Source organism: Novosphingobium sp. BL-52-GroH (genome assembly GCF_044813085.1).
In the GTDB taxonomy this organism is placed as follows: Bacteria; Pseudomonadota; Alphaproteobacteria; order Sphingomonadales; family Sphingomonadaceae; genus Novosphingobium.
On the sequence record NZ_CP171152.1, the window covers coordinates 1,934,195 to 1,960,970 of the forward strand.

The following is a 26,776-nucleotide window of genomic DNA, read 5'->3' on the forward strand; positions in this document are numbered from 1 at the left end:
GGGCGGGGTTTCGTGATAATAAAATGCCACGAATTCCGCCGATCACGCGCCCATTCCTGCGCGCGCATTGCCTTCGCGGTTGCAAAACCGTCCCTCAATCGTCATGGGGACCGTGGGGTCACTATGCCGTGTCGGGTCGTCGTACGATTCGTGCGCATCTGCGGACATGCGCAGTGAACCCTAGTGAAAAAAGTGACAGGATGGGTTTATATCGATGGGATTTCCTAAGCCCCAGGGCCTCTATGACGCGCGCAATGAACACGACGCCTGCGGTGTGGGCTTCGTCGCCCATATCAAGGGCCAGAAAAACCACGCGATCATTACTCAGGCACTGGAGATTCTGAAAAACATCGACCACCGCGGTGCGGTGGGCGCCGACCCCTTGCTGGGTGACGGCGCGGGGATCCTGACCCAGCTTCCCGACCAGTTGTTCCGCAACTGGGCGCAGGGCGAAGGCCTCGAATTGCCGCAGGCGGGCGACTACGCGGTCGCCATGTGCTTCCTGCCGCAGGACAAGGCCGCGCACGACTTCATCGTCGCCACCTTCGAGAAGTTCATCAAGAAGGAAGGCCAGATCCTGATCGGCTGGCGCGACGTCCCCGTCACGCTCGACGGCCTGGGCAAGACCGTGCTCGAATCGATGCCGGTGATCCGCCAGTGCTTCGTCGGCCGCGGTGAAAGCTGCGCCGACCAGGACGCATTCGAGCGCAAGATCCTGGCGATCCGCAAGCAGACCCAGAACCCGCTGCAGGCGCTGGCCGTCAAGCACGACATGCCCGGCCTGACCGAGCTGTACATGCCCAGCTTCTCCAGCCGTACCATCGTCTACAAGGGCCTTCTGCTCGCGACCCAGGTCGGCTCGTTCTACGACGATCTGCGCAACCCCGAATTCGTCTCGGCTCTCGGCCTCGTGCATCAGCGCTTCTCGACCAACACCTTCCCGAGCTGGAAGCTGGCACACCCGTTCCGCTTCATGGCGCACAACGGCGAGATCAACACGGTTCGCGGCAACGTGAACTGGATGAACGCGCGCCGCCGCACCATGGAATCGGAGCTGCTCGGCGCCGATCTCGACAAGATGTGGCCGCTGATCCCGCACGGCCAGTCGGACACCGCCTGCCTCGACAACGCCTTCGAGCTGCTGCTCGCGGGCGGCTACTCGCTGGCCCACGCGATGATGATCCTCATCCCGGAAGCCTGGTCGGGCAACCCGCTGATGACTGCGGAACGCCGCGCGTTCTATGAATACCACGCCGCGCTGATGGAGCCGTGGGACGGTCCCGCCGCCGTCGCCTTCACCGATGGCCGCCAGATCGGCGCCACGCTGGACCGCAACGGCCTGCGCCCGGCGCGCTTCCTCGTCACCGACGACGACTTGTGCGTCATGGCGTCCGAAAGCGGCGTCCTTCCGATCAAGGAAGACAACATCGTGCGCAAGTGGCGTCTCCAGCCCGGCCGTATGCTGCTGATCGACTTCGAGGAAGGTCGCATCATCGAGGACGAGGAGATCAAGACCAAGCTGGCCGAGGCCGAGCCCTACGAAAAGTGGCTCACCCAGGCGCAGTACAAGCTTGCCGACCTCGACGTGATCGAGCCCGAGCTGGCCGAACTGCCGATGGCGACAGGCACCCTGCTCGATCGCCAGCAGGCCTTCGGCTACACCCAGGAAGACGTCACCCGCTTCCTCGAACCGATGGCCGTCAACGCCGACGATCCGCTCGGCTCGATGGGCACAGACACCCCGATCCCGGTGCTGTCGTCGAAGTCCCGCCTGCTCTACGACTACTTCAAGCAGAACTTCGCCCAGGTCACCAACCCGCCGATCGACCCGATCCGCGAGGAACTGGTGATGAGCCTGGTGACGATGGTCGGCCCGCGTCCCAACCTGCTTGGCCACGATGCCGGGACGCACAAGCGCCTCGAAGTCAGTCAGCCCATCCTGACCGACCTCGGCCTCGCCAAGATCCGCTCGGTGGAAGCCGCTCTCGACGGCGCCTTCCGCACCGGCACGATCGACATGACCTGGGACGCCAAGAGCGGGGCCGACGGCCTCGAGCAGGCGATCAAGGAAATGTGCTGGGCCGCGACCGAAGCGGTGCTGGCGGACAAGAACATCCTCGTGCTGTCCGACCGCGCCCAGGGTCCGAACCGCATCCCGATGCCGGCGCTGCTGGCGACGGCGGCGGTGCACCACCACCTCGTCCGCCAGGGCCTGCGCATGCAGACCGGCCTCGTGGTGGAAACCGGCGAAGCGCGCGAAGTGCACCACTTCTGCGCCCTGGCCGGCTACGGCGCCGAAGCGATCAACCCCTACCTCGCGCTCGAGACGATCGAGGCGATCCGCGTGCGCAAGAACCTGCCCGTGACGGCGGAGCAGGCGGCCAAGAACTACGTCTACGCCATCGGCAAGGGCATCCGTAAGGTCATGTCCAAGATGGGCATCTCGACCTACCAGTCGTACTGCGGCGCGCAGATCTTCGATGCGGTCGGCCTGTCCACCGCCTTCGTCGACAAGTACTTCACCGGAACCGCCACCACCATCGAGGGTGCCGGTCTTGCCGAGATCGCGGAAGAGACCGTGCGCCGCCACTCGGCCGCCTACGGCGACGACCCGATCTACAAGACCATGCTCGACGTGGGCGGCATCTACGGTTCGCGCGTGCGCGGCGAGGAACACGCCTGGACCAGCACCAACATCGGTCTGCTCCAACACGCCGTGCGCGGCAACGTGCCTGAAAAGTATCGCGAATTCGCGCAGACCATCAACGACCAGTCGGAGCGCATGCTCACGATCCGCGGGTTGATGGAGTTCACCCCCGGCGAGTCGATCCCGCTCGACGAGGTCGAACCCGCCAGCGAGATCGTCAAGCGCTTCGCCACCGGCGCGATGAGCTACGGCTCGATCTCGTGGGAGGCGCACACCACGCTCGCCGTGGCGATGAACCGCATCGGCGGCAAGTCGAACACCGGTGAAGGCGGCGAGGACCCGCGCCGCTTCAAGCCGATGGAAAACGGCGACACCATGCGCTCGTCGATCAAGCAGGTCGCTTCGGGCCGGTTCGGCGTCACCACCGAATACCTCGTCAACGCCGACGACATCCAGATCAAGATGGCCCAGGGCGCCAAGCCCGGCGAAGGCGGCCAGTTGCCCGGTGACAAGGTCGACCGCACCATCGGCGCGACCCGTCACTCGACGCCGGGCGTCGGCCTGATCTCGCCGCCGCCGCACCACGACATCTACTCGATCGAGGACATCGCGCAGCTCATTCACGATCTCAAGAACGTGAACCCGACCAGCCGCGTCTCGGTCAAGCTGGTGTCCGAAGTCGGCGTGGGCACGGTCGCGGCGGGCGTCTCCAAGGCGCGCGCGGACCACATCACGATCTCGGGCTACGAAGGCGGCACCGGCGCTTCGCCGCTGACCTCGCTGACGCACGCGGGTTCACCCTGGGAGATCGGCCTCGCCGAGACCCAGCAGACCCTGCTGCTCAACAACTTGCGCAGCCGCGTGGTGGTGCAGGCCGACGGCGGCCTCCGCACCGGCCGCGACGTCGCCGTGGCAGCATTGCTCGGCGCCGACGAGTTCGGCTTCGCCACCGCCCCGCTGATCGCGGCGGGCTGCATCATGATGCGCAAGTGCCACCTCAACACCTGCCCGGTGGGCGTGGCGACGCAGGACCCCGTCCTGCGCGGTCGCTTCACCGGCCAGCCCGAGCATGTCATCAACTACTTCTTCTTCGTGGCGGAAGAACTGCGTGCGATCATGGCCGAGCTGGGCTTCCGCACCATCCCCGAGATGGTCGGACGCGTCGATCGCCTGAACATGAAGAGGGCGGTGCAGCACTGGAAGGCCAAGGGCGTCGACCTGTCGAAGCTGCTCTACCAGGCCCCGCTCGGTGACGGCCCCTCGCTCAACTGGTCGCAGACCCAGGATCACGGCCTCGAGCACGCGCTCGACAACGCCCTGATCGCCGGCGCCATGGATGCGCTGGAACACCGCGAGGCCGTGCGCATCGAAAAGCCCATCATCAACGTCAACCGCACGGTCGGCGCGATGCTCTCGGGCGAAGTCGCCAAGCGCTACGGCCATGCCGGCCTGCCCGACAACACGATCAACGTGAAGCTCACCGGCGTCGCCGGCCAGAGCTTCGGCGCCTGGCTCGCCCACGGCGTCACGCTCGACCTGACCGGCGATGCCAACGACTACGTCGGCAAGGGCCTGTCGGGCGGCCGCGTGATCGTGCGCCAGCCCGCCCACGTGAACCGCGATCCACTCAAGAACATCATCGTCGGCAACACCGTGCTCTACGGCGCGATTTCCGGCGAGGCGTTCTTCAACGGCGTCGGCGGCGAGCGCTTCGCAGTCCGCAACTCGGGCGCAATCGCGGTCGTCGAAGGCTGCGGTGACCATGGCTGCGAGTACATGACCGGCGGCGTTGTAACGGTGCTGGGCAAGACCGGGCGCAACTTCGCGGCAGGCATGTCCGGCGGCATCGCCTACGTCTACGACGAGGACGGCCAGTTCGAAAAGCTGGTCAACGGCTCGATGGTAGACCTGCTGCCGATCTCGGCCGAAGCCGACGAGGAGGAAGGCACCGGCCGTCCGCAGCAGCGCACGGTCTCGGTCACCGACCTCGGCATGGGCGATCCGCTGCGCCACGACGCGGAGCGCCTGCGCATCCTGCTCGAACGCCACCACCTGCACACCGGCTCGAAGCGGGCCCGCGCACTGCTCGACGATTGGGGCAATGCACTGGGCAAGTTCGTCAAGGTGATGCCGCGCGACTACGCCAAGGCCCTGCGCCAGCAGGAGGCCGAACGCCTCGAAGCCGCCTCGGTCGCAGCAGAATAAGATTTAGGATCGCATAGAATGGGCAAGGAAACCGGCTTTCTCGAACTCGACCGCCACGACCGTACTTACGGTCCGGTCGACGCGCGGCTGAAGAACTACAACGAGTTCGTCATCCCGCTGGCGCCGCAGGCGCTCAAGGACCAGGCCTCGCGCTGCATGAACTGCGGCGTGCCGCACTGCCATACCGGCTGTCCGGTCAACAACATCATCCCGGACTGGAACCACCTGGTCTACGAGGACGACTTCCGCAACGCGCTGGAGGTCCTCCACTCGACCAACAACTTCCCCGAGTTCACCGGCCGCATCTGCCCCGCTCCGTGCGAGGCGGCGTGCACGCTCAACATCATCGACGAACCGGTGACGATCAAGTCGATCGAATGCGCCATCGTCGACAAGGGATGGGCGCAAGGGTGGATCACCCCGCAAGTTCCCGCGCATCGCACCGGCAAGTCGGTGGCGGTCGTCGGTTCGGGCCCGGCGGGCCTTGCGTGTGCCCAGCAACTGGCGCGCGCCGGCCACTCGGTCACGGTGTTCGAGAAGAACGACCGCGTCGGCGGGCTGATGCGTTACGGCATCCCCGACTTCAAGATGGAAAAGCACCTCATCAACCGCCGCGCGGCGCAGATGGAAGCCGAGGGCGTGGTGTTCAAGACTTCCACCGAAGTGGGCGTGACCGTCTCGGTCGCCTCTCTAAAGGAGAACTTCGACGCGGTGGTCTTCGCCGGCGGCGCCGAGGAAGCCCGCCGTCTCGACATCCCGGGCGCCGAACTGCCCGGCGTGCGCCTGGCGATGGAGTTCCTGACGCAGCAGAACAAGCGCAACGCCGGCGACGACGAACTGCGCGCCGCTCCGCGCGGCACGATCTCGGCCAAGGGCAAGCACGTCATCGTCATCGGCGGCGGCGACACCGGGTCGGACTGCGTCGGCACCTCCAACCGCCAGGGCGCAGCTTCGGTCACGCAGCTGGAAATCATGCCCAAGCCTCCGGTCATGGAAGACAAGGCGCTGTCGTGGCCGTTCTGGCCGCTCAAGCTGCGCACCTCGTCCAGCCACGAGGAAGGCGCGGATCGCGACTGGTCGGTCCTGACCAAGCGCGTCATCGGCAGCAACACCGTCACCGGCCTGGAATGCGTGCGCGTAGAGTGGGTCGGCGGCAAGATGCAGGAGATCGAGGGCAGCGAGTTCACGCTGCAGGCGGACCTGATCTTCCTCGCCATGGGCTTCACCGGCCCGCGCAAGCAAGGCATGATAAACCAGTCCGCCGTCGAGCTGGACCCGCGCGGCAACGTCAAGGCCGACATGCTCAAGTACCAGACCAGCGACGAGCAGATCTTCGCCTGCGGCGACATGCGCCGTGGCCAGTCGCTGGTCGTCTGGGCGATCCGCGAAGGCCGCCAGTGCGCCCGCTCGGTCGACCAGGTACTGATGGGCGCGAGCCAGCTTCCGCGCTGATCGATCCCATGTTGAATACGAGAGGGGGGCGTGCCGCGAGGCGCGCCCTTCTTCGTTTCGCGGGGGGAGAAGCCGCTTTCCATTCCACGCGAATGCAAGGTCCGATGTGTAAGCGGCTGGGAGGCCTGCGGCACGGCCCCTTCGCGTGAGACCGGTTTTCTTGTTTTTCCCCGCCTCCCCGCTCCGCGTGACCAGTTCCTGCTCGCCGAGGCGATCACTTTCCCCGCTCGCTTGACCACGCTCGCCCGCACCTGTTCTCTCGCCCGAAGAGGGAGAAGCCACATGCTGCTGGAAATCGCCGAGATCGAAGTGCGGCCGGGCGCCGAAGACCAGTTCGCGCGGGCCATGCGCGAAGCCGGTGTGGGCTATCTTGCTGCTTGCGAAGGCGTGCTCTCCGCCCGCTTCGGACGTGGGGTGGAAAACACCTCGAAGTTCACCTTCAACGTCGTATGGACCTCGCTGGAGGCCCACCAGGCTGCCCGTACGCTCAAAGACTTCGGCAGGTTCCGTGCCTGCTTCGGCGACCTTACCATCGGTGGCGCCATGAACCATTACGAGATGGACGAGGCGATCCCGGGCGCTTCGGCCTGACGAACGATCGTCCTCCCGGCAAAGGCCGCGACCGCAGGCTACTCCCTCAGGCGATAGCTCGCCACGAGCCACTGCAGCGTTGCGGGTTGACGCGAGGTTGGCGGGTCCTTGCCCACGCTCCCGCGGCGAGCCCGGGACACCAAAATCTTACCAGTCGATCGTCCCGCGCCCGTGTTCGGCGAGGAAGGCATTGGCACGGCTGAAATGCTTGCACCCGAAGAACCCCGCGTATGCCGAAAGCGGGCTCGGGTGCGGCGCCGTGAGGACGAGGTGGTGGCTGTCCGCCAGCCCCGACACCCGCATCGCCTTCTTCTTCGCGTGGCTGCCCCACAACATGAAAACGCAAGGTTCGCGCTTCGCCACCACGGCGGCAACGGCAGCGTCGGTCACGGCTTCCCAGCCCCGGTTCTGGTGCGAGCCGGCCTGCCCCTCCTCCACTGTCAGTGCGTTGTTGAGCAGCAGCACACCCTGCCGTGCCCAGTGTTCGAGGTTGCCGTGGCCGGGAGCGGTCACGCCGCAGTCCGTCGCCAGTTCCTTGTAGATGTTCACCAGAGAGGGCGGCACCCGCACCCCCGCCTGCACCGAGAAGGCCAGTCCATGGGCCTGTCCGGCGCCGTGGTAGGGGTCCTGCCCCAGGATCACCACGCGTACGGCGTCGAGCGGGGTCAGCTCGAACGCGGCGAGGCGCGTGCCGCGCGGCGGAAAGATGCGTTTGCCGGCGGCTTCCTCGGTCTTGAGCCAGCCGCCCAACTTGCGCGCCTCGGGCGTCCCCAGCACCGGGTCGAGCGCGGGAGCCCAACTGGGGGGCACGCTTTGGGCCTGCTGTGTTGCGGTCATGTCCTCAGCTCCCGAAAAACCCGCGCGCTGACGCAAGGGCAGCGCTTGCGGCATTGCGCAATACCGGCCCAGTCCCTAAGCATTTCCGGACTATGGCTGTCCATCTCCACGAAGAAGATCTCCCCGAAGGCGTGCTCGCGCCGGGGCCCGTCGCTGTCGACACCGAAACGATGGGTCTCATCACCCCGCGCGACCGGCTCTGCCTGGTGCAGATTTCGGACGGCAGGGGCGACGAACACCTCGTCCGCTTCGGTCCCGGCAGCCCGTTCGATGCACCCAACCTCAAGGCGGTGCTGGCCGATCCGGAGCGCCTGAAGCTCTATCATTTCGCCCGCTTCGACCTTGCCGCCGTGGAACATTACCTCGGCGTCACCGCCGCGCCGGTGTTCTGCACCAAGATCGCCAGCAAGCTGGTCCGCACTTACACCGATCGCCACGGGCTCAAGGACCTGGTGCGCGAGCTGCTCGGCAAAGAGGTGTCGAAACAGCAGCAGTCGAGCGACTGGGGCGCCCCCGAGCTGACCGACGCGCAGAAGGACTACGCCGCCTCCGACGTGCGTTACCTTCACGCCATGCACACGATCCTGGTCGAGCGCCTTGCGCGGGAGAAGCGCACCGAGATCGCGCAGGCCTGCTTCGACTTCCTGCCTGCCCGCGCCCGGCTGGACCTCGCCGGGTGGCCCGACCACGACATCTTCAGCCACGAAGCAGCCTGATCCCTTCCCAAGAGTTTCCTGAACCGCCATGTCCGTAGAAGCCGTCCAGATCCGCAACCGCCGCCGGCACTTCGCCGCACCCGGCGGCTCGCACGATCGCCTCGTTGGCTTCCTGGCCAAGGCCCTGCCCGCCGCGATCGGCGTGGTCGCGGCGGTGATGATTCTGGTGCCGCTTTCCCCGCGCGGCGAGATCAGCTTCCTGCTCGACCGCAACAAGGTGGCCATCACCACCGAACGCCTCAAGGTCGACGACGCCGCCTATCGCGGCAAGGACAACAAGAATCGCGCCTTCGTGGTCACTGCCGGCACTGCCGTGCAGAAAGCGGCTACTACCCCCGTCGTGCAGATGCAGAAGCTCAAGGCGCTGATGAGCCTGAACGACGGCCCGGCGCAGATTGTCGCGCCCAACGGCGCCTACAATTACGATACCGAGCAGATCGCGGTGTCCGGCCCGGTCAACTTCGCCGCGCCCGACGGCTACAAGATGACCACCCGCAACGTCGCGATCGACGTGCGCAACCAGCGCGCGGTGGGTTCCGGCGGCGTCGACGGAACCGTGCCCACCGGCACGTTCCGCGCCGATTCGATGAACGCGGACCTGGAAAACCGCACCGTGACCCTGGAAGGCAATGCCCGGCTGCGCATGACGCCCGGCAAGCTGAGGATACCCCAATGACGTCCGCCCCCAAGAAGTTCTTCCGCGCAGCCGTGGCCCTGCCCGTGTTGGGGCTGGCTGCCCTCGGCGCCGCGCCGCAACTCGATGCGCAAGTCCTGTCCGGCCACAACTCCGACGCACCCGTGGACTATGCCGCCGATCGCATCGAACTGCAGGACAAGCAGAACCGCGTCGTGCTGACCGGCAACGTCGACGTGAAGCAGGCCGAATTGCGCCTGCGCGCCGCACGCACCGTGGTCAACTTCACCAATGCCGGCTCGATGCAGATCCAGCGCATCACCGCGTCGGGTGGCGTCGTCGTGACCCGCGCCGATGAAGTGGCGACGGGCGACGTGGGAATCTACGACTTCAACCAGAAGGTCATCACGATGACCGGCAACGCCACGATCAAGCGCGGCAACGGCGATACCCTGCGCGGTGGACGCCTGGTGGTCGACCTCAAGAGCGGCGTCTCCTCGGCTTCTGGCGGGCAGGGCGGTCGCGTGTCGGGCACGTTCAGCGTCCCGAAGCAAAACGGGAACTGAGCAAGACGAGGTCGGACAGGGGTAATCCCTTGTGCCGATGAACAAGAGTTAACCGGCGAGCATTTTCCTACAAACAGGCCCATGCGTATCTGGAATCGGGTTTCCTTCCTGAAACAGGAGTCCCGATGCCCAACAATCCCATCCAAATGCCGTCCGGATATGCCACGGCTTTCGCCATCGGTTTTGCCGATCCGGCAAGCGGCGATTTGTCGATCGTCGAATCCAGCCGCCCTTTGCCGGTCACGAATGTGGCTGCCAGCGCGGCGGAACCTTTGAGCGGCGTCGCCTACCTCGATGGGACGTTCGGCCCTTTCCTCCCCACCACCCAGCGACCCGTCCTGATCAGCCTCGAAGGCACTTGGACCGGCACCGTGACCATACGTCGCTCGGTCGACGGCGGCCAGACCATGCAGGCGCTCACCATCGCGGGCGAACCTTGGGGCATTTATCGAAACAATGCCTGCGAAGTGGTCTGGGAAGAAATCGAAGAAGGGGCAGCCCTTTATCTGAGCGCGACGATAGCCACCGGATCGCTGGTCTATCGGCTGTCGCAATAATCGTTTCGCGCCGAAAATCTTCAGGCTGCAGTCCCATACTGCGAGGAGTCCATCAATGGCTATCGACCATCTGGCGCGGGGACTTTCCGCTTCACAACGCCGCACCTTCGCCTCCACCGAAGCGGGCAAGGGAGCAGCTCTCGTCGGCACGACATCGGGCCTGACGCTACAGACCGTATTGGATTACAATTTAGGCGTATCGGTCAGCGGCGTCGCGGTTGGTGGCGACGCGGCGGATGCGATCGAAGCTGCGCACCAACGGGCCAAGGTGCTGGGCGTCGACGTGCTTCTGCCGCCCTACATGGTGAGGTTATCACGGCCGATCAGGGTCAATCGTCTGCGTGGCACGCCGGGCGCAAGCAAAATCAATGTCTCCGACATGACCATGGGCGTGTACCCGCTGTCGCAATTCTGCATCGTAAACGAGCATTGGACGACGACATACAATCCAAATTCGGCCGACCTCTGCCTGTTTTCCGGCTTTGAGATCCTGACGACGCCCAACAAGCGCCAGTCATTGATTGGCCTGGCCAACGTCCGCTTCGCCGATATCGACCAATTGACTCTAAGAGCCAGTCGCAACCTCGACCCTGATGGAAAACCTTACGGCGTAGATGCGTTGTTGGACTTTTACGCCGCTGTGCATGGCGCCAGCGTGCGCCGTTCGACATTCCGCCAGGAGACCGGCGCTTATGGTGCCAATCAGGTTTCGGCAGGCGGAGGCGGCTGTATCTGGATCAGGAATTTTTCGGGAAATGGTACTCTCGCGGACAATATCACCGAAAAGATCGTCGTCCAGGACTGCGATTTCTATCATTATACGACAGACGAGTGCATCGCAATATTTGGTGTTCGCGGAGTTACCCGAAACTGTCGGGTCAACGGAAATCAGATATACGGGCTTGAAGCCAGTGATCTGGGGATCAATGCTTCAGAAAGCATCTATCGCCCCTCTCTGCTGTCGATATTCCCTCTCAACGACGGGTCCGGTGCAACGCTGGGCGCAACCGCGGCCGTTCATGGGAACGAGTTCTCCGACAACCGGATTTATGAAAAATCCGCCTTATACAGTGTCATTCGAGTGGGGAGTACAACAGATTCCTCGCAACGATGTGAAAACAACGCCATAAGAAACAACTATGTCGAGTTTTATTTCTCGACCGATCGAAATACAGGACCGTTGGCCGTATGGACGAACGCCGGGTCGAACGGCGTCAACCCCGCTTCGGCAAGCATTGCGATTCGTTGTATTGAAGGCACTCCAGGGATTTCCTATTCCGGAATCTTGTCCGGCAACGTGTCACAAGGCAACGAAGTCATCGTAAGGGCCGGGGCGACCATTACTGCGGCATTCAGCGGTTGGCAGTCCCTCAAGGGCTGCTCTACCCGAGGCTCGATCACGACCGCCGCGATGACCTGCAAGCATGTCGAAGGCGGTCGTTATGAAACCGCGCTGAGGGGCTTCGTCAATTGCGGCTTCATCTGCAATGCGACGATCCGGATAAACCTCGGCGGCACGGTCAATGCCGCCTGCGTCGTCGACGACCCGTCTGGCGGCACCTACGCAATCACAGGGTGCCAGATCAACACCTCCGGGCCATTGGTTTACGTATCCGCGATTGTCACTGGAGACGTGGCCCTATCGGCAACCGTCAACACCGGGTTCATCAACGCGCAGCCTGCCCTGAATATTCTTGCGGCAAATGCAGTCGTTCGCGCCAACGGCAATTACATCCTAGGCGCGAGTGGTGTTGCCGCAGGAGTGGGTACGGTAAAGAACGCCTACAATACCTGGGGCCTGACTGACGATTAGCAGGACCCCGGCGAACCGCGATTGTCCGAAAGCGCGAAGCAAAGAAAAGCGCCGTGGGCGTCAGAACGCCCGGTCGTGCACCAGTACGCGCATGGTCAGCAGGATGATCTGGATATCGCGCATGATCGTCCAGCCTTCGAGATACTCGAGGTCGGCCTGGAGGCGATTGACGAGGTCCGATTCGTGGTCGGTGGCACCGCGGAAGCCGCGAACCTGGGCAAGGCCCGAAAGGCCCGGCTTGAGCGAGTGGCGCTGCCAGTAGCGCAAGTCGACTTCCCAGAACAGCTTGTCGCCCGCCAGAGACCCGGTCGCGTGCGGACGCGGGCCCACGAGGCTCATGTCGCCGAGCAGCACGTTGAACAACTGCGGCAGTTCATCGATGCTGGTCTTGCGGATGAAGCGCCCGACACGGGTGATCCGCTTGTCGTCCTTCGAGGCGGAGACGCTGCCGGTGGCATCGCCCAGCGACTGGGTCATCGAGCGGAACTTGTACATGTTGAAGAAGCGGTTGCCGCGTCCCATGCGACGCTGGGTGAAGAACACCGAGCCGCCATCCTGCAGCTTCACCGCCAGCGCCACCGCGATCAGCAGTGGCGACAGGGCGAGGATCGCGCCACCGGCGAAGGCAACGTCGAACATGCGCTTGATCGCACGGTCGCGCAGGCCAAGCGGCCCGGCCGAGACCAGCAGCAACCCGTGCTTGCCGACCACGCGCGCGCCCTGGGCGCCGAGGCGGGCGACCTCGTCATCGAGCACTTCGCCGTCGACGTTGGCCCCCTTCAGCATCATCGCCCACTCGACGCGGCGCCCCGAGGGGCAGCTCACCACCACGCGGTCGATGTTGCGCAGCACGAGGCCGATGCGATCGAGCGCGTGCGGATCGTTGAGATTGGGCCGCAGGCCCATCGCCGCAGCCGAAATGCGAATGGCGCCCCGCAAGTTCACTTGCGGGCCGCCATCGTCGATGATGAGTTCATTGAGGACGTTCTCACCGCAGCGCCAGCGCACGAAGCTGCGCAGTTGCAGGCGGGCCCAGGCGATCACCAGCATCGCGCAGATCGCGCCGCCGTTGAATCCCCAGCGCGACACGTCGGCGTCGGGACGGATCAGGAACTGCACGAAGACCACCACGACCACGGCGATGACGATCGCCACCGTCGCGCGGAAGATTCCGGTCCAGCCTTCCTGGAGCGATGTGGTGGAATAGGATCCGTTGTAGAGCGCGAGGGTCAGATAGATCGGCAGGATGAGCTGGGCGTGGACCAGTGCTTCGGAAAGCCCGTAGGAACCCGAAAGCAGGTATCCGGTAACCGCGAAGCCCAGGAAGATGGAGACGACATCGGCGACGACCAGCGCCAGGTAGCACTGCAGCCGCCGACGCTCGCGCGAGGGGGCCACCAGCAACTCGTCGAATTCCGAACGCTCCTTGAGAAGCGGCCTCGCGGCAAACGGCGCGTTCATCAGCCCGGCACTCCTGGTTGCGAACTCACGCCGATCATTTCCCTCATGCAGACACTATCGGCGCTCGCAACATGGAAGCCATGCTGCGGCGCAATACGTATACGCCCGTATGAACATTGGAGGCAACCGGAAAAGCGTATTCCGTCAGGCCGTGGCAATTGTCCGTTGTCTGGAATTGGGACGTGCAGAGCGCGCTATTGTCAGCAAACCGTCAGCCAACAACAGTTCCGCATCCTGACTGTTCGTAAGCAGCAATTGATGCAGCCCGATGAGCCGGGCGACCAGACGTTCCAGCCGCGGGCCTCGCCAGAGCTGGAGTTGAGCGGTCAGTGCCGACTGGTCCTTCCAAAACACCCGGCGCGCGCCCGCTTCGGCCTTTACGAAACCGGCGACGTCGCGTCCATCCCCCAGCCGTGCGTTGAGCCCGGCCAATTGCGCCGCCCGGCGTTCGAAGGCGAGCAGCAGGCCGACGGGGTTCATCTCCTGTTCGCGCATCCGCCGCAGTTCGGGGCCGACCGCTTCGCGCCGGCCGCCCAGCACCGCATCGACGAGCGTTCCGAACCCGTCGTCCTCGGTGGAGGCGCCCACTGCGTCCAGGTCCGCCATCGCGACGGGGCGCGGCGTTTCGGGCGAGGCGTCGAGGAAGAGCGCCAGCTTGGTGACTTCGGAACGGGCGATGCGGGTGTCGAGCCCTGCGCCCCGCGCGATTCGTTCGGCGATCTCGCTGCCCATCTTGAGCCCGGCGGTGTTGGCCATGGTCCGCACCGAGGCCGTAACCGCCCCCAGGTCCGGCGGGTAGAACATCGCCACCAGCCCGTCCGGCCGAGCGGCGAGGAGCTTGGCGGTACGCGACTTGTCGGTGGCTCCGGTGGCGACGATCAGGACAGGACAGCCCTCGACGTCGTTTTCGAGCAGGGTCTGCACGGCATCGTGGGCTTCGTCGCCGGCCGCGCGGACCCAGATGTGGCGCGTGCCGCCGAACAGCGAGGTCGAGCGTGCCTCATCGCCCAGCTTGACCGGGTCACGGCGCAGTTCCGCACCGGCCAGCTCGATCCTCTCACCCGGGTCCGGAAGTAGCGAGACGATGCGGGTGGCGGCGTCGAAGGCGCTCGATTCGTCGGGCCCGCAGAAGAAGAACACGCGCGCCTCTCGGGCCGCGCGGGCGGCGATGCCGGCGAATTCCTTCTGGCTCGCCTTCACGGGCCGTTACTGGCTGGTATCGCCGCGCAGCCGCAGCGCGACATTGGTGACGATGCGGTTGGCAACGTCCTTCGCCATGTTCTCGAGCGCCGTCTGTTCCGCCGCGATCGTCGCATAGTCGGACGAGACGACGTCGATTCCTGCGTCCGAACCGGCGGTGGCATCGAGCACGACTTCGCCGCTCCCCACGTCAACCAGCTGATAGCGTGCCCGCAGGGTCCGACGTTCGCGGCCGACGGTATCGTCGGAGAGCAGCGCGAAGCTTTCCAGCTTGTCGTCGAGGCGGATGTCGAGCCGGTACTTGGGTGCGGCCTTGCCGGCGGCGCCGAGCTGGTCGACCAGCGCGTTGCGCACCAGCCAACCGGCGCGGCCCTCGATCGCGGAAACCTGCACCCCGGCAAGGCCCTGTGCGACGGCGGCATTGCCGCCGCCCGCGTACATCGGCTGGAGCCCGCACCCGGCGAGCATCAACACTCCGGCAAAGGCGACCAGCGCCCTCACGCGACGAGATTGACCAGGCGGTCGGGCACGACGATTATCTTGCGCACTTCGGCTCCATCCAGCGCACGCTGCACCTTCTCGCTGGCAAGGGCAAGCGCCTCCAGCGCTTCCTTGGAGGTGCCCTTGGCGACGGTGACGGTATCGCGCAGCTTGCCCTTCACCTGAATCGCCACGGTGACCTCGTCGTCGACCAGCAGCGCCGGGTCGACGTCCGGCCATGCAGCGCCGGCGATCAGGCCGTCGCCGATGCTGGCCCAGGCCTCTTCCGCCAAATGCGGCATCATCGGCGAGACCAGCAACAGCAGCGAACGGATGGCGGCCGAACGGCTGGCCGAAGGCGCGGCCTTCTCGGTCGCGCCGGTCAGTTCGTAGATGCGGGCCACGGCCTTGTTGAAGCCGAGCGATTCGATGTCGCGCGCGGCGGCATCGACGGTCTGGTGGACCTTGCGATCCAGAGCCTTGTCGTCGCCGGTCGCGGCAGCATCGTACTGGCCGAACAGGCGCCACAGGCGCTGCACGAAGCGACCGCAACCCTCGATGCCGGCTTCGGACCAGGGCAGGTCGCGCTCGGGCGGGCTGTCCGAGAGCATGAACCAGCGAATCGCGTCGGCGCCGTAAGTCGCGACGATCTCGTCCGGATCGACCACGTTTTTCTTCGACTTCGACATCTTGATGACGCGGCCGATCTCGACCGGCCCACCATCCGCCTTGAGCGTCGCGCTTTCCGATCCACGCTCGACTTCGCCGGGCGTGAAGTAGACCGGCTGGCCGTTGGCGTCGTTGACGCGGAAGTAGGTCTCGTGCGTGACCATGCCCTGCGTGAACAGGCTGGCGAAGGGTTCCTTCACCTCGATCTTGCCGATCCGGGCCAGCGCGCGGGTCCAGAAGCGGGCGTAGAGCAAGTGCAGGATCGCATGCTCGATGCCGCCGATGTACTGTTCGACCGGCAGCCACTCGGCGATCTTGATCGGGTCGAACGGACGGTCGCCGGGTTGGCTGGCGAAGCGCAGGAAGTACCACGAGCTGTCGGCGAACGTATCGAGCGTGTCGGTCTCGCGACGGGCCGGGTGGCCGCACTGCGGGCAGTCGACATGCTTCCAGGTCGGGTGGCGCACCAGCGGGTTGCCCGGCGTCTGGAAATCGACGTCCTCGGGCAGCACAACGGGCAGGTGCTTCTTGGGCACCGGCACCACGCCGCAGACCTCGCAGTGGATGAACGGGATCGGCGTGCCCCAGTAGCGCTGGCGCGAGACGCCCCAGTCGCGCAGGCGCCACACCGTCTTGCCCTCGCCCCAGCCTTCGGCCTCGGCGCGGGCGATGACGGCGGCGATCGCGTCGGCCACGGCCATCCCATCGAGGAACTGCGAGTTCACCAGCGCGCCGGGGCCACTGTAGGCCGTGTCGCCTTCGAACACGGGGTCGACGTTTTCCCCGTCCGCGATCACACGGATCGCGGGCAGGTCGTACTTGCGGGCGAAATCGAGGTCGCGCTGGTCGTGCGCGGCCGAACCCATCACCGCACCGGTGCCGTAATCCATCAGCACGAAGTTGGCGATGAACACCGGCAGTGGCGCGCCGGTAAACGGGTGCTTGGCGGTGATCCCGGTGTCGAAGCCCAGTTTCTCGGCGGTTTCCAGCTCAGCAGCGGTGGTGCCGCCCTGCTTGCACAGCGCAATGAAGTCCTGGACCTCGGCGTTGCCCGCCGCGAGCGTCTGCGCGATCGGGTGATCGGCGGCGACGGCGACGAAGCTGGTGCCGAACAGGGTGTCCGGCCGGGTGGTGTAGACCTCCAGCGAACCGCCGGTCGACAAGTCGAACTTGAACTGCAACCCTTGCGACTTGCCGATCCAGTTCTCCTGCATCGTGCGGACCTTCTCGGGCCACTTGTCGAGCGTGGAGAGGCCTTCGAGCAGTTCGTCGGCGAAGTCGGTGATCCTGAGGAACCACTGGGAGAGCTTACGCTTCTCGACCAGCGCGCCCGAGCGCCAGCCGCGCCCGTCGATCACCTGCTCGTTGGCGAGCACGGTCTGGTCGACCGGGTCCCAGTTGACCGCCGATTCCTTGCGGTAGACGAGGTCGTGCTCGTACAGGTCGAGGAACAGCGCCTGCTCGTGGCCGTAGTATTCCGGCTCGCAGGTGGCGATCTCGCGGCTCCAGTCGAGCGCGAAGCCCAGGCGCTTCAACTGCGCCTTCATGTTGGCGATGTTCTCACGCGTCCAGCCGCCGGGGTGGACGCCCTTTTCCATCGCCGCGTTCTCGGCGGGCATGCCGAAGGCGTCCCAGCCCATCGGGTGGAGGACCTCGTGGCCGCGCATCCGCTTGTAGCGGGCCAGCACGTCGCCCATCGTGTAATTGCGGACGTGGCCGATGTGGATGCGCCCCGAGGGGTAGGGAAACATCTCCAGCACATAGCTGCGCGGCTTGGTGGAAGTGTCGTCGGCGCGGAAGCTCTGCGCTTCGTCCCACGCAGCCTGCCAGCGCGTGTCGGCCTGAGCCGGATCGAACCGCTCGGTCATCTTGGTATGGTCTCCTGCGGACGTCGACATCCGCGCAATAGAAATCGGGCGCCGCTTCCGTAAGGATCAGGCGCCCGGAAGAATCAGCCGCCGATCGAATCGCGACGCAGGTCGCGGGCGCGGGTGAGGATGATGTCCTCGAGCTTCTGCACGGTGGCCGCCTGGACCGGGGCCGGCACCCAGCCGCCGCCCTGCGACACTTCGCGCACCGCCGTCACCTTGAGCGCATCGGCGCGCAGGTTCTGGTCGAGGATCATGATCGAGACCTTGACGCGCTCGGTCGGGGTCTTGGGATTGACGTACCAGTCGGTGATGATGACGCCGCCGGCGCTGTCCGACTGGAGCAGCGGCATGAACGACACCGAATCGAGGCTCGCACGCCACAGGTAGCTGTTCACGCCGATCGTGGTCACCTGCGAAGGCGCCAGCGTCGCGCGCGCCTTCTCGCGACCGCCGCCGCAACCGGCCAGCGCGAGCGCCGCCACAGCGCAGAAACCCGCGGTTGCCCAGAAGGCTTTCGGGCTACGCAGGGTAAGAAGGCCGGTATCGGTGCTGCCTGTCATTGTAATTCCCAGTTTCGTGCCGGGTCCGTCAAAGTCGCCGCAGAAACGGACGCGCAACGAACCCATCGTCAGATGCCTCTATAACCGCCGCTGGGCGGGCGGCAAGTGCGCCCGAAGCCTTTGCGCGGCCACGGTGGTCCCTAAGCGCCGCGTCGCTGAGCGCTTGCTGAACGACGTGCCGACCGGCAGACCCTTTCCCATGCCACTCAGGACGTGTTAATCTCGCGGTGCGTATGGAGGCAGTTTTCCGCGACGACTCCCGCGGGAAGGATTTGCGAGAGGCGACAGGGCTTTAGGATGGCTATCGAACAAGGCACCACCTCGAGGGGCGGCATGAAGGGCGGACTGCTTCTGGCGGGCTGCGTCGGCATGCTGGCACTGCCGAGCGCGGTGCTGGCTTTCTCCACCAACTTCAAGTCGCATTCCGTCGCCGCCGGACGCATCGATTCCCTCGACCCTGGGGCGACTCCGGAAAATCTCTCGGAAGCCATCGCCATGCGCTCGCTCGCGCAGGGCCAGCCGTTCCCCTTCACGCCTGCCGGCACCCCCAACCGCCAGGATCGCGCCGTGACCGTCGCGGTGCGTGTCGATCCCGAAGCGGCGCTGGCGATCATCGTGCGCGGCCGCTCGCCGGCGATGGCCAGCAGCCAGGACGCCGCCAGCCTGCGCATCGCACCGGCCGCATTCAACCTGGGCGTTTCGCGCGGCTACCAGAACTTCGCGCAGAACCTCGTACCCCAGCCGACCGCCCGGCCTATGGCGGAACTGCCCGACCTCAAGAAGTTCAGCCTCGCCCCCGGCACGACGACCAAGGATGAATCGCGCTTCTCGCCGCGCATCTCGATCGACGAAAAGCGCGCCGCCGGTCGCGCCCCTCGAACCTTCTCGGGCGAGGCGGGCGAAGTGGACCTGGGCGGCGCCTACCGGGTGACCGAAAATCTCGATGTCACCGCAGGCGTGCGCTATTCGCAGGACCGCGAGCGACTGGTCCCGCTGACCGACGGCAAGCTCGATGGCCAGGCGGTTTACGTCGGAACCCAGTTCCGATTCTGAAACCGGCAATCGCCGTTGCAGTTTCTGCACGCAATTGAGTCGATTTCCGGCGCGTTTAGGGCAATAGTCGGCCTTGCCGCCGTCATATTCCTTCCATAGCAATGTCGATGGTGGATGCTCAGACTTGGGAAAGGCTTGATATGGCGCGCGTTGCAATTGTTACCGGTGGGACCCGGGGTATCGGCAAGGCTGTCTCGCTCGCACTTCAGGAGCGCGGCCACACGGTAGTTGCGAATTACGCAGGCAACGACGAGAAGGCGCAGGCCTTCGCGCAGGAGACCGGCATTCCCGTCTACAAGTGGGACGTGGGCGACCACGAGGCGACGCAGGAAAGCTGCGCAAGGATCGCCGCCGAAGTGGGACCGATCGACATCGTCATCAACAATGCCGGCATCACCCGCGACGGCGTGCTGCAGCGGATGAGCTTCGACGACTGGAACGACGTCATGCGCATCAACCTGGGCGGCTGCTTCAACACCGCCAAGGCGACCTTCGCCGGCATGCGCGAGCGCGGCTGGGGCCGGATCGTCAACATCGGCTCGATCAACGGGCAGGCCGGCCAGTACGGCCAGGTGAACTACGCGGCGGCCAAGAGCGGCATCCACGGCTTCACCAAGGCACTGGCGCAGGAAGGCGCCAAGTACGGCGTGACCGTGAACGCCATCGCGCCGGGCTACATCGACACCGACATGGTCGCCGCCGTGCCCGCCCCGGTTCTGGAGAAGATCGTCGCCAAGATCCCGGTCGGCCGCCTCGGCAGCGCCTACGAGATCGCGCGTGGCTGCGCGTTCCTCTGCTCGGAGAACGCGGCCTTCGTGACCGGCTCGACGCTGAGCATCAACGGCGGGCAGCACATGTACTGACGATGGCAGGTGCCTGGCGAAACCGTTCCATGGAGCGGCGAGCCAGGCGCCGGCGCCATGGGGTTTGCGCGCGGTTTTCGCCGTAATCGTGCATCCCTCGCCCGATCGCAGAACTGGATCGGCCGATTTTTCCGCGCAATGGCCGGCGGGCCATGCGGCATCCGCTCCCAGATCCTCCTTGTTGCGAAGCAATGGGGAGGTCGCACACGCGTTGCGGGTGACCGAGGGGCTCCTTTGCCTCCACCACCAGCCGCTCCCCACCTGCGTCGGGAAGGAGAATCGGCACAAAAAAGGGCCGCGGTTTCCCGCGACCCTTTTTTCGTAAGCCGAGGCTCTGGAAGCTTAGCGCTTCGAGAACTGGAAGCTGCGGCGTGCCTTGGCGCGGCCGTACTTCTTACGCTCGACGACACGCGGGTCGCGGGTGAGGAAGCCGGCGGCCTTGACGGCGGCGCGCAGGGTCGGCTCGTACTTCGACAGGGCCTGGGCGATTCCGTGCTTCACAGCGCCGGCCTGGCCCGAGAGGCCACCACCCTTGACGGTGGCGATCACGTCGTACTGGTCTTCGCGGCCGGCGACCTGGAAGGTCTGGTTGATGACCAGACGCAGGGTCGGACGAGCAAAGTAGACGGCCTGGTCGCGGCCGTTCACGGTGATCTTGCCCGAACCAGGCTTGATCCACACGCGGGCGACGGCGTCCTTGCGGCGGCCGGTGGCGTAGGCGCGGCCCTGGGCGTCGATCTGCTGCTCACGCAGCGGAGCGTTCGAGACGATCGGCGCGGGAGCGAAAGTCTCGTCGGCCACGGTCACGTCGCCGGTGATGTCCTTGAGGTCGGACAGGCTCTGAACGGTTTCGTTTTCGGACATTACGCGCCCACCTTGTTCTTGCGGTTCATGGAAGCGACGTCGAGCGCTTCGGGCTGGGTGCCGCCATGGGGATGTTCGGTGCCGGCATAGAGGTGCAGGGCGCGCATCTGGTCGCGGCCGAGCGGACCACGGGGAACCATGCGCTCAACGGCCTTCTCGAGCACGCGCTCGGGGAAGCGGCCGGCGAGGACCTTGTCCGCGGTGACTTCCTTGATGCCGCCGGCATAGCCGGTGTGCTTGTAGTAGGTCTGCTGCTTGAGCTTGTTGCCCGTGAAGCGGACCTTCTCGGCATTGATGACGACGACGTGGTCGCCGCAATCGACGTGCGGGGTGTAGCTCGGCTTGTGCTTGCCGCGCAGCAGGTCGGCGATGATGACGGCGAGACGGCCGACAACAAGACCTTCGGCATCGATAAGATGCCACTTCTTTTCCACCTCGGCCGGCTTGATCGACCGGGTGACCTTCGTGAGCGCCTTCATGGCTGGTCATTCCCTATGAGTATCGTGCGCCAGCCGTGAAGCGAATCCCCGGAAGCGCGGAAGGCGGCCAATTCGTCGAAATGCACCGACAAGTCAAGCAGACTGCGGGATTCCAGAGAGGTATAATGATACCGTTACTCTTCGGGAGACGATGAGGGACACGTCCGTTTATCCGATTCCCGTCGCCCTGAACTCGTTTCAGGGCCATGCTGCTTTCGGCGCCGATGGCTGGGATAACCAGCCGCCCGCGTGGGTTGCCACCACAAGCCACGGCGTTGACGGCGAAACGGGCCCTGAAACGAGTTCAGGGCGACGATGGAGGGGAAAAAGGAGTCTAGTGCCCTACCCCCGCCGCCCGAGGCCATGCGCTCCCCACACGGTTGCCGCGACGAGGAGCGCGCCACAAAGCTGGTGCGCCACCGCGAGCCACAGCGTCACGCCCGACCACACGGTGAACACGCCCAGAATCACCTGGGTCCCGAAAGCGCTGTGCAACGCGACCGAGGCGAGCCGCTCGTGCTTCGCCTTGAGCCTGCGGCCCATCGCGATCAGCACCAGGACCACGGCCCAGGCCCACCAGCGATGGACGAAATGGGTGAGGTAGGGGTCGTTCACCAAGGCATGGAGCGCGCCGTGCGCCCACTCAACGCCTTCGGGGAAAAAGCTGCCCTGCATCAGCGGCCAGGCGCCCCAGTTGCCCCAGCCGCCGCCGGCGACGACGCCTGCACGCAGGCCCGCGACCATCGCCCCCATGAACAGCTGGAAGGCGAGCATCGCCAGCGCCACCATGCCGAAGCGCGTCAGCCGCGCGCGCGGCTCGCCGCGTCCAAGGGCCTTGAGGTCGAGCGCGGTCCATACGAGCCCGCCCAGCGTGAACAGCGCCACCAGCAGGTGCGCGGCGAGACGGAAATGGCTGACCCGGTCGAGCGCCTCGGCGCTCAGGCCTGAGGAGACCATCCACCAGCCGACGACGCCTTGCAGCCCGCCCAGCGCCAGCAGTGCCAGCAGGCGCGGCTTGTAGCCGCCCGGGATCGTCCGCTTGTACCAGAACCACGCCAGCGGCAGCGCGAAGGCCAGCCCGATGACGCGGGCAAGCAGGCGGTGGACCCATTCCCAGAAGTAGATGAACTTGTACTGTGCCAACGTCATGCCGGCCGGGCCGTTGACGTCGAGGTATTGCGGGATGCGCTTGTAGCCGGCGAACTCGACCTGCCACTGCGCTTCGGTCAGCGGCGGGATGAAACCGGTCAGCGGCTTCCACTGAGTGATGGAGAGGCCCGATTCGGTCAGGCGGGTAATGCCGCCGACGGCGACGATCAGAACCACCAGCACGGCGACCGTCAGCAGCCAGCGCACCATGGGGGCGATATCGTCACTGGTGCCGATGATCGGGCGGCCGTCGTTCACTCTCATGCGTCATCTTCTTTTTTCATGCCCGCATTCCCTGCGTTTTCGCAGGCAAATGCGCAAGGCCCCGTTCGACCGGGCGTGCGATCGCGCTGTCGGGCCTTGATTGATGATACAACATTACATACATGGCCGGCATGCGCAGTACCCTCATAGCGATTCGAAACCGCCTCGACCGTGCCGGAATCATCCTGAGCGGGCTGTGCGCGGTGCATTGCGTACTGGGCGTCGTGCTAGTGGGCGTGCTCGGACTAGGCGGCGAAGTGCTGCTTTCGCCCGAAATCCATCGCATCGGACTGGGACTGGCGCTCGGCGTCGGCCTCGTTTCGCTGGGCTTCGGCGTCCTGCGCCACGGCCGCATCGCACCGCTGGTGATCGGCGGGTTCGGCCTTGCCCTGATGGGCGGGGCGCTTCTCGTCGGGCACGGCCTGCCCGAGGCAGTGCTGACGATACTGGGCGTGAGCCTGGTGGCCTTCGCGCACATTCGGAACTTGCACGCCGCCTGCTGAACGCTATCTGCCGCTGCATGACCGACGAACTCCTGCTTACCGTCAACGGCGAGCCGCGCCGCATCGCCTCCGGCGCCAGCATCGCCGATCTCGTGGCCGACCTTGGCCTCGACCCGAAGAAGGTTGCGGTCGAGCGCAATGCCGAGATCGCGCCGCGCTCGACGCTGGCCGACGTGATCCTGGCCCAGGGCGACGTGCTGGAGATCGTCCATTTCGTGGGCGGCGGCTGAACGCGGCCACATCGCCCGATCTTCTACCGCTCCCCGAAAGGACGCGTTGCGTGACCGATACTGCTGATACCTCGACCCCCGACACCTGGACGGTTGCCGGTCGTACCTTCACCTCGCGCCTGATCGTGGGCACGGGCAAGTACAGGGACTTCGAACAGAACGCGGCCGCCGTAGAGGCTTCGGGCGCCGAGATCGTCACCGTGGCCGTGCGCCGCGTCAACGTGTCCGACCGCAACGCGCCGATGCTGACCGACTTCATCGACCCGACGAAGATCACCTACCTGCCCAACACCGCCGGCTGCTTCACCGCCGACGAGGCCATCCGCACCTTGCGCCTGGCCCGCGAGGCAGGTGGCTGGGACCTCGTGAAGCTCGAAGTACTGGGCGAGGCGCGCACGCTCTACCCCGACATGCGCGAGACGCTGAAGGCGACGGAAATCCTTGCCAAGGAAGGTTTCCTGCCGATGGTCTACTGCGTCGACGATCCGATCGCGGCCAGGCAGCTCGAAGAGTGCGGCGCCGTCGCGGTCATGCCGCTTGGCGCGCCGATCGGCTCGGGCCTCGGCATTCAGAACAAGGTCACCATCCGCCTCATCGTCGAGGGCGCCAAAGTGCCGGTGCTGGTCGACGCGGGCGTCGGCACCGCGTCCGAAGCGGCGGTGGCGATGGAACTGGGCTGCGACGGCGTGCTGATGAACACCGCCATCGCCGAGGCCAGGGACCCGATCCGCATGGCCCGCGCGATGAAGCTGGCGGTCCAGGCCGGGCGCGACGCCTACCTTGCCGGTCGCATGCCGACTCGCCGCTATGCCGACCCGTCGAGCCCGCTGGCCGGCCTCATCTGAAGGTCCGTCGGGGAGCTATTTCGATGCGGCACCGGGTCAGGGCCCTATTGCCGAAATCCTAAGTGCCACCTCGCAGACAAACGATTGCATGGTAAACTCGTTGGTAACTGCGATTATGCTTTACTTCGACTCGTGAAGGGAGTGCCCTTCGCGAGACGGGAATCACGACAATGGGCCAAGCAGGAACGGCAACTCTGACCATCAGCGAACTGCGCGAGTTTGCCAGCTTCACCGCGTGCGAACAGCGCTACATCCGTCGCAGCCTGGATATAGGGCTCGGGCGCCAGGACGCCTTCAAGCTCTGGGCGCGCGACGAGCATGAACTCGCCTCGATCCGCAAGCAGTACGTTGCCTACCAGGACCTCAAGACCCTGCGCACCATGCGCCCCGACGACATCGGCTTCGAGGACATCGAGACGTTCATGGGCAAGCTGGTGCGCATGGTCGCCTTCGATCTGGCCCAGGAGAAGATGACCAGCTTCTCGGCGTTCCGCTTCCTCTACGAGCGCCTGCTGGGTGCCTGGGCACGCCCGTGGCTGCCGGGCGCCTTCTGCGGCGGCGCGGCGCTGCCGCAGATCCGGCCCGACCGGCGCAGGGTTCTGCTGCATTCGATCAGCGAAGCCGCCGCAACCGCCCCCGGCTGGTCCGACCGCGAGCCCAGCTTCTACCCCGAATTCATCGAGAAGGAAGCCGCCTGATCTCGTTCAGCCCGCGCCGGGAAGCTCCCGGCGGGCGGCCTCGATGATACCCCCGAAGCTTTCGCTCACCAGCTACGGTCGACCAGATCGACCTTCCACGGCAGCGCGGATTCGCCGGACGTCTCTGCCGGCTCCGCCTGAAGCGCCGGGGACAGCGGCGCGGGTCCTTCCAAGGCGAGGCCGAGGTACGACCAGAGTCTGCGGCGTCCCCGCGCCCGCATTCAGTCGGCCGAGCAGTTCGCGTGCCTCGACCAGAATCGAGCGGGATGGCCCCGTTTTCCACTGTCAGGCAGAGGGAGCCAAGGCGGTGGTCAGGCCGCGGCCACCGCCACCGCGCCTTGCGTGGGTCCGGTCCCGGTGCCCATACGCGCCTTGGCCACGAGATTGTGGACGTAGTCCAGCTTGGCGACGATCGCCTCGGACAAGTGGAACGGATAAAGGTCCGGCAGCCCCATCGAGCGGTTGATCGCGTTCACCGCGAAGGACAATGGCGCCATCGCGTCGACCAGAGCCTGGGTGTCGGCCGTGTAGGGATTGAAGTCCAGCTCGACCTCCAGCCCTTCGGCCTCGCCGGGCAGTGCCGCCAGCGTCAGGTCGAAGCCGCCTGCCGCCGCCAGCACATCGACGATGTGGAGGTAGTGCGCGAAAGTCTCCGCGAAGTCCTCCCAGGGGTGCGCCGTGGCGTAGAAGCTGACGAAGGCATCGGTCCAGATTTTCGAGCCGTCGTCCGCATAGTGGGCCTGGAGGCTTTGCTGGTAGTCGACCCGCTCGTCGCCGAAGACCTTGCGGAAGGCTTCGCATTCGGCCGCGTCGGGCTGGACCAGGCGCGACCAGTAGTGGTGGCCGACTTCGTGGCGGAAATGGCCGAGCAGCGTGCGGTAGGGCTCGCCCATGGCATGACGCATGCGCTCGCGCTCGGCATCGTCGGCCTCGATCAGGTTGAGCGTGATGAGGCCGCCGTCGTGGCCGGTGGTGATCTGCGGGGTGCCGGCCCGTTCGGCGATCGGATCGTACAGAAAATCGAAGGCCAGCCCCTGCATCCCCGGCCCCTCCTGGGCCTTGGTCTCCAGCGGCAGGCCCAGCTTGATGAGCGAGTGGAACAGGCGCCGCTTGGCCGCCTCGATCTTCGCCCAGCGCGGGGGGACCGACGGTTCCGACAAGTCGGGGATCGTGCGATTGTGGCGGCAGGCGCGGCACATCGGCGTCGCGTCGTCGGTGGCGACCAGCCAGTTGCAGATTCGGAACGCGTTGTTGTTGGCGCAGACCACCACGTTCGCCGCCTTGCCCTTGTCATCCCGCCACACGGTGGCCTTGTCGGCCAGGAAGCGGAAGGAGTCGATCGCGGGGTCGTAACCGAGCGTGGCCTTGCAGCCGGGGCATACGCGCACCTCGAAATGGTTGAGGCGGCGGCAGTTGGGACAGGCGAAGGCGCGCATGCTTGGGCGGTTCCAATGGCAATAATCGGGTGGACTTGCCGCACACAACGCAGAAACCCCCGAGGGCGTTTCGGCAAGGACGACGAAAAAACGCAAGGCCTATGGCGAACCACAGGTTTCCGGCCCGTGACGA

The 26,776-nt window shown here is 65.6% G+C and carries 24 protein-coding genes; 14 read left to right on the plus strand and 10 right to left on the minus strand.

From position 1 onward, the window contains the following. Positions 1-214 precede the first annotated feature (214 nt). The 3 genes from gltB to ACFFDA_RS21915 all read left to right on the plus strand — a co-directional run bounded on the left by gltB (position 215) and on the right by ACFFDA_RS21915 (position 6,895). Positions 215-4,852 (plus strand): glutamate synthase large subunit, encoded by a 4,638-nt coding sequence (gene gltB, locus ACFFDA_RS21905; RefSeq protein ID WP_404479397.1) that lies wholly within the window; start codon positions 215-217, stop codon positions 4,850-4,852. A gap of 18 nt (positions 4,853-4,870) precedes the next feature. Continuing rightward, positions 4,871-6,304 (plus strand): glutamate synthase subunit beta, encoded by a 1,434-nt coding sequence (locus ACFFDA_RS21910; protein ID WP_404479398.1) that lies wholly within the window; start codon positions 4,871-4,873, stop codon positions 6,302-6,304. 282 nt (positions 6,305-6,586) lie between these two features. Beyond that, on the plus strand, positions 6,587-6,895 hold the full coding sequence (locus tag ACFFDA_RS21915) for an antibiotic biosynthesis monooxygenase family protein (RefSeq protein WP_404479399.1): 309 nt from the start codon (positions 6,587-6,589) through the stop codon (positions 6,893-6,895). Positions 6,896-7,042: 147 nt separating this feature from the next. Here the strand turns inward: ACFFDA_RS21915 and ung are convergent, their stop codons facing one another. Further along, positions 7,043-7,732 carry a uracil-DNA glycosylase gene (gene ung, locus ACFFDA_RS21920; protein ID WP_404479400.1) on the minus strand — a complete coding sequence of 230 codons (690 nt, stop codon included), beginning with the start codon at positions 7,730-7,732 and terminating at the stop codon, positions 7,043-7,045. A gap of 92 nt (positions 7,733-7,824) precedes the next feature. Here ung and ACFFDA_RS21925 point away from each other — a divergent pair, with 92 nt between their 5' ends. The 5 genes from ACFFDA_RS21925 (at position 7,825) to ACFFDA_RS21945 (ending at position 12,018) form a co-directional block, all read left to right on the plus strand. After that, on the plus strand, positions 7,825-8,448 hold the full coding sequence (locus tag ACFFDA_RS21925) for a ribonuclease D (RefSeq protein ID WP_404479401.1): 624 nt from the start codon (positions 7,825-7,827) through the stop codon (positions 8,446-8,448). A gap of 28 nt (positions 8,449-8,476) precedes the next feature. Beyond that, on the plus strand, positions 8,477-9,124 hold the full coding sequence (gene lptC / locus ACFFDA_RS21930) for an LPS export ABC transporter periplasmic protein LptC (protein ID WP_404479402.1): 648 nt from the start codon (positions 8,477-8,479) through the stop codon (positions 9,122-9,124). Then, positions 9,121-9,648 carry an LptA/OstA family protein gene (locus ACFFDA_RS21935; protein ID WP_404479403.1) on the plus strand — a complete coding sequence of 176 codons (528 nt, stop codon included), beginning with the start codon at positions 9,121-9,123 and terminating at the stop codon, positions 9,646-9,648. The genes lptC and ACFFDA_RS21935 overlap by 4 nt, the downstream gene beginning before the upstream one ends. 125 nt (positions 9,649-9,773) lie before the next feature. Next, positions 9,774-10,205, plus strand: a complete 432-nt coding sequence (locus ACFFDA_RS21940) for a hypothetical protein (protein WP_404479404.1) — start codon at positions 9,774-9,776, stop codon at positions 10,203-10,205. A 55-nt stretch (positions 10,206-10,260) separates the two neighbouring features. Beyond that, a complete protein-coding gene (locus tag ACFFDA_RS21945; RefSeq protein WP_404479405.1) occupies positions 10,261-12,018 on the plus strand; it encodes a hypothetical protein in 1,758 nt (585 codons plus the stop codon). 60 nt (positions 12,019-12,078) lie between these two features. Here ACFFDA_RS21945 and ACFFDA_RS21950 read toward each other — a convergent pair whose 3' ends face one another. The 5 genes from ACFFDA_RS21950 to ACFFDA_RS21970 all read right to left on the minus strand — a co-directional run bounded on the left by ACFFDA_RS21950 (position 12,079) and on the right by ACFFDA_RS21970 (position 18,259). Next, on the minus strand, positions 12,079-13,479 hold the full coding sequence (locus ACFFDA_RS21950; RefSeq protein ID WP_404479406.1) for a sugar transferase: 1,401 nt from the start codon (positions 13,477-13,479) through the stop codon (positions 12,079-12,081). Between the two features lie 144 nt (positions 13,480-13,623). Beyond that, a complete protein-coding gene (gene holA / locus ACFFDA_RS21955; protein WP_404479407.1) occupies positions 13,624-14,679 on the minus strand; it encodes a DNA polymerase III subunit delta in 1,056 nt (351 codons plus the stop codon). A gap of 6 nt (positions 14,680-14,685) precedes the next feature. Beyond that, complete coding sequence (gene lptE / locus ACFFDA_RS21960; protein ID WP_404479408.1) at positions 14,686-15,180, minus strand: LPS assembly lipoprotein LptE; 495 nt, start codon at positions 15,178-15,180, stop codon at positions 14,686-14,688. Beyond that, positions 15,177-17,696, minus strand: a complete 2,520-nt coding sequence (leuS, locus tag ACFFDA_RS21965; protein WP_404479409.1) for a leucine--tRNA ligase — start codon at positions 17,694-17,696, stop codon at positions 15,177-15,179. The genes lptE and leuS overlap by 4 nt, the downstream gene beginning before the upstream one ends. Before the next feature lie 83 nt (positions 17,697-17,779). Next, on the minus strand, positions 17,780-18,259 hold the full coding sequence (locus ACFFDA_RS21970; RefSeq protein WP_404479410.1) for a DUF3576 domain-containing protein: 480 nt from the start codon (positions 18,257-18,259) through the stop codon (positions 17,780-17,782). A 297-nt stretch (positions 18,260-18,556) separates the two neighbouring features. On the opposite strand from ACFFDA_RS21970, the gene ACFFDA_RS21975 reads away from it, so the two are divergent. Further along, positions 18,557-19,312, plus strand: a complete 756-nt coding sequence (locus tag ACFFDA_RS21975) for a hypothetical protein (protein WP_404479412.1) — start codon at positions 18,557-18,559, stop codon at positions 19,310-19,312. Between the two features lie 140 nt (positions 19,313-19,452). After that, a complete protein-coding gene (gene phbB / locus ACFFDA_RS21980; protein ID WP_404479413.1) occupies positions 19,453-20,175 on the plus strand; it encodes an acetoacetyl-CoA reductase in 723 nt (240 codons plus the stop codon). 342 nt (positions 20,176-20,517) lie between these two features. On the opposite strand, the gene rpsI is transcribed toward phbB, so the two are convergent. From rpsI to ACFFDA_RS21995, 3 genes are all read right to left on the minus strand, one after another. Continuing rightward, positions 20,518-21,039, minus strand: a complete 522-nt coding sequence (gene rpsI / locus ACFFDA_RS21985; protein ID WP_404479414.1) for a 30S ribosomal protein S9 — start codon at positions 21,037-21,039, stop codon at positions 20,518-20,520. Then, positions 21,039-21,518, minus strand: coding sequence for a 50S ribosomal protein L13 (gene rplM / locus ACFFDA_RS21990; protein WP_404479415.1), 480 nt, complete (start codon positions 21,516-21,518; stop codon positions 21,039-21,041). Before rplM ends, rpsI begins: the two co-directional genes overlap by 1 nt. Positions 21,519-21,860: 342 nt before the next feature. Continuing rightward, a complete protein-coding gene (locus ACFFDA_RS21995) occupies positions 21,861-22,931 on the minus strand; it encodes a COX15/CtaA family protein (RefSeq protein WP_404479416.1) in 1,071 nt (356 codons plus the stop codon). A 131-nt stretch (positions 22,932-23,062) separates the two neighbouring features. Between ACFFDA_RS21995 and ACFFDA_RS22000 the strand changes: the two genes are divergently transcribed. The 4 genes from ACFFDA_RS22000 (at position 23,063) to ACFFDA_RS22015 (ending at position 25,207) form a co-directional block, all read left to right on the plus strand. Continuing rightward, complete coding sequence (locus ACFFDA_RS22000) at positions 23,063-23,434, plus strand: MerC domain-containing protein (protein WP_404479417.1); 372 nt, start codon at positions 23,063-23,065, stop codon at positions 23,432-23,434. 17 nt (positions 23,435-23,451) lie between these two features. After that, complete coding sequence (gene thiS / locus ACFFDA_RS22005; protein ID WP_404479418.1) at positions 23,452-23,664, plus strand: sulfur carrier protein ThiS; 213 nt, start codon at positions 23,452-23,454, stop codon at positions 23,662-23,664. 50 nt (positions 23,665-23,714) lie between these two features. Further along, the gene (locus tag ACFFDA_RS22010; RefSeq protein ID WP_404479419.1) at positions 23,715-24,509 is read left to right on the plus strand and encodes a bifunctional sulfur carrier protein/thiazole synthase protein; all 795 of its coding nucleotides are present in this window, start codon (positions 23,715-23,717) and stop codon (positions 24,507-24,509) included. A 170-nt stretch (positions 24,510-24,679) separates the two neighbouring features. Further along, the gene (locus ACFFDA_RS22015) at positions 24,680-25,207 is read left to right on the plus strand and encodes a hypothetical protein (protein WP_404479420.1); all 528 of its coding nucleotides are present in this window, start codon (positions 24,680-24,682) and stop codon (positions 25,205-25,207) included. Positions 25,208-25,518: 311 nt separating this feature from the next. Here the strand turns inward: ACFFDA_RS22015 and ACFFDA_RS22020 are convergent, their stop codons facing one another. Further along, a complete protein-coding gene (locus ACFFDA_RS22020) occupies positions 25,519-26,643 on the minus strand; it encodes a putative zinc-binding metallopeptidase (protein WP_404479421.1) in 1,125 nt (374 codons plus the stop codon). Between the last annotated feature and the right edge of the window lie 133 nt (positions 26,644-26,776).

Coding starts and splice junctions, on each gene's coding strand:
- ACFFDA_RS22000 (WP_404479417.1), top strand. CDS start 23,063: ATGCGCAGTACCCTCATAGCGATTCGAAACCGCCTCGACCGTGCCGGA.
- ACFFDA_RS21975 (WP_404479412.1), top strand. CDS start 18,557: ATGGCTATCGAACAAGGCACCACCTCGAGGGGCGGCATGAAGGGCGGA.
- phbB (WP_404479413.1), top strand. CDS start 19,453: ATGGCGCGCGTTGCAATTGTTACCGGTGGGACCCGGGGTATCGGCAAG.
- ung (WP_404479400.1), bottom strand. CDS start 7,732: ATGACCGCAACACAGCAGGCCCAAAGCGTGCCCCCCAGTTGGGCTCCC.
- ACFFDA_RS21935 (WP_404479403.1), top strand. CDS start 9,121: ATGACGTCCGCCCCCAAGAAGTTCTTCCGCGCAGCCGTGGCCCTGCCC.
- leuS (WP_404479409.1), bottom strand. CDS start 17,696: ATGACCGAGCGGTTCGATCCGGCTCAGGCCGACACGCGCTGGCAGGCT.
- ACFFDA_RS21910 (WP_404479398.1), top strand. CDS start 4,871: ATGGGCAAGGAAACCGGCTTTCTCGAACTCGACCGCCACGACCGTACT.
- ACFFDA_RS21940 (WP_404479404.1), top strand. CDS start 9,774: ATGCCCAACAATCCCATCCAAATGCCGTCCGGATATGCCACGGCTTTC.
- ACFFDA_RS21945 (WP_404479405.1), top strand. CDS start 10,261: ATGGCTATCGACCATCTGGCGCGGGGACTTTCCGCTTCACAACGCCGC.
- rplM (WP_404479415.1), bottom strand. CDS start 21,518: ATGAAGGCGCTCACGAAGGTCACCCGGTCGATCAAGCCGGCCGAGGTG.
- rpsI (WP_404479414.1), bottom strand. CDS start 21,039: ATGTCCGAAAACGAAACCGTTCAGAGCCTGTCCGACCTCAAGGACATC.
- ACFFDA_RS22020 (WP_404479421.1), bottom strand. CDS start 26,643: ATGCGCGCCTTCGCCTGTCCCAACTGCCGCCGCCTCAACCATTTCGAG.
- ACFFDA_RS21970 (WP_404479410.1), bottom strand. CDS start 18,259: ATGACAGGCAGCACCGATACCGGCCTTCTTACCCTGCGTAGCCCGAAA.
- thiS (WP_404479418.1), top strand. CDS start 23,452: ATGACCGACGAACTCCTGCTTACCGTCAACGGCGAGCCGCGCCGCATC.
- ACFFDA_RS21915 (WP_404479399.1), top strand. CDS start 6,587: ATGCTGCTGGAAATCGCCGAGATCGAAGTGCGGCCGGGCGCCGAAGAC.
- ACFFDA_RS21950 (WP_404479406.1), bottom strand. CDS start 13,479: ATGAACGCGCCGTTTGCCGCGAGGCCGCTTCTCAAGGAGCGTTCGGAA.
- gltB (WP_404479397.1), top strand. CDS start 215: ATGGGATTTCCTAAGCCCCAGGGCCTCTATGACGCGCGCAATGAACAC.
- lptC (WP_404479402.1), top strand. CDS start 8,477: ATGTCCGTAGAAGCCGTCCAGATCCGCAACCGCCGCCGGCACTTCGCC.
- ACFFDA_RS21995 (WP_404479416.1), bottom strand. CDS start 22,931: ATGAGAGTGAACGACGGCCGCCCGATCATCGGCACCAGTGACGATATC.
- ACFFDA_RS22015 (WP_404479420.1), top strand. CDS start 24,680: ATGGGCCAAGCAGGAACGGCAACTCTGACCATCAGCGAACTGCGCGAG.
- ACFFDA_RS21925 (WP_404479401.1), top strand. CDS start 7,825: ATGGCTGTCCATCTCCACGAAGAAGATCTCCCCGAAGGCGTGCTCGCG.